The 5571-nt window shown below is 53.7% G+C and carries 4 protein-coding genes; all 4 read right to left on the reverse strand.

The window, feature by feature from the left end; genetic code table 11:
* The coding region (locus tag JW953_02815) for a glycoside hydrolase family 20 zincin-like fold domain-containing protein (GenBank protein MBN1991608.1) at window positions 1-420 on the reverse strand (420 nt) is incomplete at its 3' end.
* 196 nt (window positions 421-616) lie between these two features.
* Window positions 617-1174 carry an isoprenylcysteine carboxylmethyltransferase family protein gene (locus tag JW953_02820; protein ID MBN1991609.1) on the reverse strand — a complete coding sequence of 186 codons (558 nt, stop codon included), beginning with the start codon at window positions 1172-1174 and terminating at the stop codon, window positions 617-619.
* Between the two features lie 122 nt (window positions 1175-1296).
* Complete coding sequence (locus JW953_02825) at window positions 1297-3996, reverse strand: glycoside hydrolase family 3 C-terminal domain-containing protein (GenBank protein MBN1991610.1); 2700 nt, start codon at window positions 3994-3996, stop codon at window positions 1297-1299.
* A 229-nt stretch (window positions 3997-4225) separates the two neighbouring features.
* Window positions 4226-5290 (reverse strand): 3-isopropylmalate dehydrogenase, encoded by a 1065-nt coding sequence (locus JW953_02830; GenBank protein ID MBN1991611.1) that lies wholly within the window; start codon window positions 5288-5290, stop codon window positions 4226-4228.
* Between the last annotated feature and the right edge of the window lie 281 nt (window positions 5291-5571).

Below are 5571 nucleotides of genomic sequence, written 5' to 3' on the forward strand. Positions count from 1 at the left end.
CACCCCCCGGTGGGGAAAGTCGGGCCAATCGGAGATGCGAAGCAAGGAGAGGGTGTTTCCCTGCTGGTTCAAAATCTGGCTGAGAGTTTGTACGGCGTAAAAGATTCCCGCCGGTGTACCGGCCACGATAGAAATTCCGGCAGGCGTGATGGTCAATTCGTATCCCTGCGGGTGGCGCGCGCCGCCCGGTACTACGCTCAAAGTCAGTCCGATTTGCTCCGCCGGAACGCCTTTCCCGGCCACAATTGGCCAATTGACCCCGACCTGCTGTAACGCCTGCTGCACGTATTGCGCTGTGAAGCGCAAGCTTGGCGGATCGGCGCTATTGAGTATGATGAGTTTGTTTTCAGGTAGAAAAATTTCCCCGCCAAAATATTCAAGCCGGCGAGGAATAGGTAAGAGTAGTAGACCTTCAGCCATTGCGTTGCTCCTCTTTAATAAAATTGACAAGAAAACTGCCACTCCCCAGCCGGCGTAATAGGCGATGCCGTTATCAGCCCACCTCCAACCGGCTTTTCCCTCGCTTGCAATTTGGAAGACAAAATCCTTAAACTAACCATCCAATTGGGCAAAGGTGTTTTTTATTTTGTCATCCAGTTGTCCTTCTCCATGTGTGTCAGAATAAATAAGGGACAAACCTTTTCGTCTGTTGCATATAACTTTGATAGGCGACGCCAAAAAAACGGACATTCTCCGCTTCTTCCACCCTGGCCGTCATGGTCAGAAAAAAAGTGGCTCCAGCCGCCAAACAAAATCCAACCAGGGAAGGTTGTTTAAAAAATACGCCCCAAGCCAAAAAAAACAAAGAACTGTAAAGCGGATGCCGGATGTAACGATACGCGCCGATAGTTATTAACTCGGTTGTTTTTTCCATGCCTAACAACGACGGATCACGCCGTTCCTGATTGGGTTTACCGGCGGTACGCAACAGTTGAACCCCGTGCAGCACCAGAAATAGGGAAACGATCAACAAGAGCCAAGATATTATCTGGTGAAGGGCGAAAGGTTTATTAAGCCAATAATCAAGGTTTAACAAAACCAAAATCACCACTGCTTCCCAGGCAAAAAAACGGTAAAAACCGTGCGAGCGAAAATTACGCAAGGCGGGCCAAGAGACCCAAACAAGACCGGCCGTAGCGACGATGAAGGCAATGATTTTTAATTGAAACGGCATGTTGTCCCTCCGGTTAACGCTCAAATTCTGGGCTAGAGGGTTTTTACACAAAAGGCACAAAGGACTCAAAGAATCTTGGTGACTTCGTGCTCTTGGTGGCTTTGTGGTGAGGTCCGGTATACCTACAACGTCCCTAATTCCTCATCAAGCTGCCGCAACTTATCCGGCGTTAACACATCCGGCACAAATCCGGCTATCTGTTCCAGCGAAAAGTCCATGCCCACCGCCAGTTGGGGCGACCGCATCATCTCGCCAAAATGTTTTTCCAGAATGGCTTTGGCCGCTGCATTAGCCAGCAATTCTTTCAGCGTATTTTTGACGCCAAGTTTGGCCGAATTACCCTCCACGTCGCTGACCAAGCCGGAGGTTTGCAAGAAAAACGTGGCCCGCGCCCGAATATCTTGCGATGAGCTGCCCACCAGAATTTCAAATTCACCCGCCTCGGCCACCCAGCCCTGCTTTTCAGGATCATAGAACGACAAGGCCCGTCCATCCAGCGTGAAGGCCACGGTTTGGGTTTCGCCCGGTTTGAGGGCTACTTTTTTGAAGGCCTTTAACTCTTTTTCGGGCCGGGCCAGGCTAGACCTCACATCCCGCACGTAGAGTTGGACCACCTCTTTGCCCTCGCGCCGGCCGGTGTTGGTGACAGCCACACTCACCTGGATGGTATCGCCATAAGCATATTCTTTGGCGTTGAGAGCCAGGTTGTTATACTCAAATGTGGTGTAGGAGAGACCGTAGCCAAAGGGGAAGAGCGGCTCGATCATTTTCTTTTCGTAATAGCGATAGCCCACAAACAGGCCCTCGCCGTAGTACACCCGGCCATTCTCGCCGGGGTAATTGATAAACGCCGGATTGTCGGCCAGACGTTTGGGAAAGGTTTGGGACAATTTGCCCGAGGGATTAACATCGCCAAACAGCACGTCGGCAAGGGCGTGGCCCGCCTCCTGGCCGGGGAACCAGGCCTGCACCACCCCCGCCACTTTATCCAGCCAGGGCATTGCATGCGGCGAGCCGGTATTGAGCACCACTACCGTATTGGGATTGGCGGCGGCCACTTTTTCCACCAATAGATTTTGCTCGCCGGGCAGGTCCATGCCGGGCCGGTCGAAGCCCTCACTTTCCCATTCATCCGTAGTGCCCACAAAGAGCAACGCCACATCGGCCCCGGCAGCCAGGGTTGCCGCCCGTTTAATGGCGTCTTCAGGAATGGGCAACAAACAACCCACCCGTAGCCCGGCCAGCATTGAAGCTTTCTCGCGGCTGTACTCAATTTTTAGGGCATAAACGCGCCCGGCCTGTAACTCAACCTCGGCCTTCATTTCCCGGCTGCCCATGCCAAAGAAGGACTCGCCGGGGAATTGTTCGCTCCAGTTATCAATCAACTCCTGGCCATCAAGATACAACCGGCTTAACCCGACACTGACCAAGCTAAAGGTGTACCTCCCGCTTTCAGGCGCGGTAAAGTTAGCCGTCAAACGAGCAGAGAATTTTTCCGGATCCACCCCCTGGGCCAGATCGCCAAACCACACAATTTCTGCGGTATCGGCCACGGCGGTCGCCACCACTTCGCCCGATAGATCAAGACTGTTGAAATATTCCATCTGCAAGCCAGATGTTGCAGCGGTGAGGGCAGTCAACCAAGAGGAGTTCAAGACGGGCAACAATTTGTGATGGGGACACCCCAATTCATAGGCCAGTTCAATAGTATCACCGGCGCGTTGGGTGATGCCCTCAAAAGCGGTGACAATATGATGGGGTTTGACCCGCGCGCTGCCGCCGCCCATAATCGGCGCGCCCTTGACGTTTGGCCCAATAATGGCCAGCGTTTTAATCTTGTTCGGATCAAGGGGCAACACATTGCGGTCATTCTTCAACAGCACCATTGCCTCGCCGGCAGCCTGTCGAATCAGACGACGATGTTCGGGGCTGTCCACGGCCTGCTCGGGGCGCTCGGCCGGATCGTCAAACACGCCAGATTTGAAGACGATGCGCAGTAAGCGCCGCACTTTATCGTCAATCACAGCCTCGCTGACGCGACCCTCTTTGACCGCCTGGAGCAGTTTATCGCCCATCCATTGCGGGGGGCCGGGCATTTCCAGGTCCAGCCCGGCGTTGGCCGCTTCAACCGTGCTTTTGGTGCCAAACCAATCGGACATCACAATGCCCTCAAAACCCCATTCATTTTTCAGGATGTCGGTGAGCAGGTAGACATTATCGCAGGCATACGTGCCGTTGATGCGATTGTACGACGACATGACCGACCAGGGTTTGGCTTCTTTCACCGCTGTTTCAAACGGCAGCAGGTAAATTTCGCGCAGGGGGCGCTCGGCCACCTCGGAACTGATGCTCATCCGCTCAAACTCAGAGTCGTTGCATACAAAATGTTTGATGCACGCCCCCACGTTCTGGCTCTGCACGCCGTTGATATAGGCCACCGCCAGCCGGGCGGTGAGATAGGGGTCTTCGGAGTAACACTCAAAGTTCCGGCCATTCAAGGGGGACCGATGAATGTTGACCGTAGGCGCCAGCAGAATGTGCGCCCCTTTGGTTTTGGCTTCCTGGCCCAGAGCCTGGCCAATTTGCTCAACCAGGTCCGTATTCCAGGTGGAGGCCAGGGCAATGCCCACCGGAAAACACGCCGCCGAAACCCCACCAAAAAGATGGCCGCCTCTGGCTCCGTTCGGCCCGTCGGTTACCTTGACGGCCGGAATCCCCAGCCGTTCAACGCCGGTGGAATTCCACATGGTGGAACCGGCAGCCATAGACACTTTTTCGGCCAGGGTCATTTGTTGTAACAGATTTTCAATTTTTTCTTTCATCGTTGATGTCTCCAATCGTCATTGATTTTGGATATGTAAAAACAACAAATTGCAAACTACAAATTAGAAAATCTATACTGAAATCAGTTTGAAACCAACACTTGCCGCAAAGGTGGTGGATATGTCATTTCGACCGAAGGGAGAAATCTCCTCGAAACCGTACCTTTAGAAAAAGATTTCTCGGTCTAACGGCCTCGAAATGACATTTAAAAAACATGTTCTCAGAGGGCTAAATCCCCTCGGCCACTAGATCACCCACTTCAGTGGTGGAGTAACCCATCCTGCCGGCGGCCATGCTCTTGAGTTTGTGGGCGGTCACGTGCATGATGGACTTTTCAATGGCGTCGGCGGCCCCGGTTTCGCCCAGGTAATCCAGCATCATGCCGCCGCAGGCAATGGCGGCCAGCGGATTGATCACGTTTTTGCCGGTGTATTTGGGAGCCGACCCGCCGATGGGTTCAAACATGCTCACGCCATCGGGGTTGATGTTGCCGCCGGCGGCAATGCCCATGCCGCCCTGGGTGATCGCGCCCAGGTCGGTGATGATGTCGCCAAACATGTTGCCGGTGACAATCACGTCAAACCACTCCGGGTTTTTAACCATCCACATGCAGGTGGCGTCCACATGGTAATATTCGCGTTTGATGTCGGGATATTCGGCCTGGCCGATTTCGTGGAAGGCGCGCTCCCACAGGTCGTACACGTAAGTAAGCACGTTGGTTTTGCCGCACAGGGCCAGGGTGTTGGTTTTGTTGCGTTTGCGGGTATACTCAAAGGCGTAGCGCAAACAGCGCTCCACCTGAAAACGGGTGTAAACCATACTCTGCACGGCCACTTCCTGCGGCGTGCCTTTCATCGAGATACCGCCGGTGCCGGTGTAAATACCCCCGGTGTTCTCCCGAACCACCACGTAATCAATGTCTGCCGGCCCTTTGTCTTTGAGCGGGGTTTCCACGCCTGGATACAGTTTGACCGGGCGCAGATTGATGTACTGGTCCAGCTCAAAACGCAGACGCAACAAAATGCCTTTTTCCAAAATACCGGGCTTTACGTCCGGGTGGCCAATGGCGCCTAAAAAAATGGCGTCAAACCGGCGCAGTTCGTCCGGCGCGGAATCGGGCAGCACCTCGCCGGTGCGCAGGTAACGGTCGCCGCCAAAATCAAAGGTGGTAAAGTCTAACTTAAAATCAAACTTGTCTCCGGCCACTTGCAGCGCCTTGATCCCTTCTTTAACAACTTCCGGGCCGGTGCCGTCGCCGGGCAATACAGCAATGTGATAGGTTTTGTTACTCATGGTCGTTCCTTTCCTTGTTCAGAAATTCTTAAGCGATGGGGCGCAAAACCGTAAGGTCTTTGCGGCGAAGTTTCCATTATCATACCGATAAGTAAAAATGCAAAATCAAAGATGCAACCCGGCGTGAAAAACTACGTCAAAGTCACCTGCACTTCCACCTGGGTCTTTCCGGCCGGCGGCAAGGGCACCACCTGGCCTTCAATCGGCTGGCCAGCCACGGTCAGGGCGACAGAATTGCCCGGCCCCGTACGTGTCACTTTGATTTTATAAGTCACCCCTCG

This window comes from Anaerolineae bacterium (genome assembly GCA_016931895.1).
GTDB lineage: Bacteria > Chloroflexota > Anaerolineae > 4572-78 > J111 > JAFGNV01.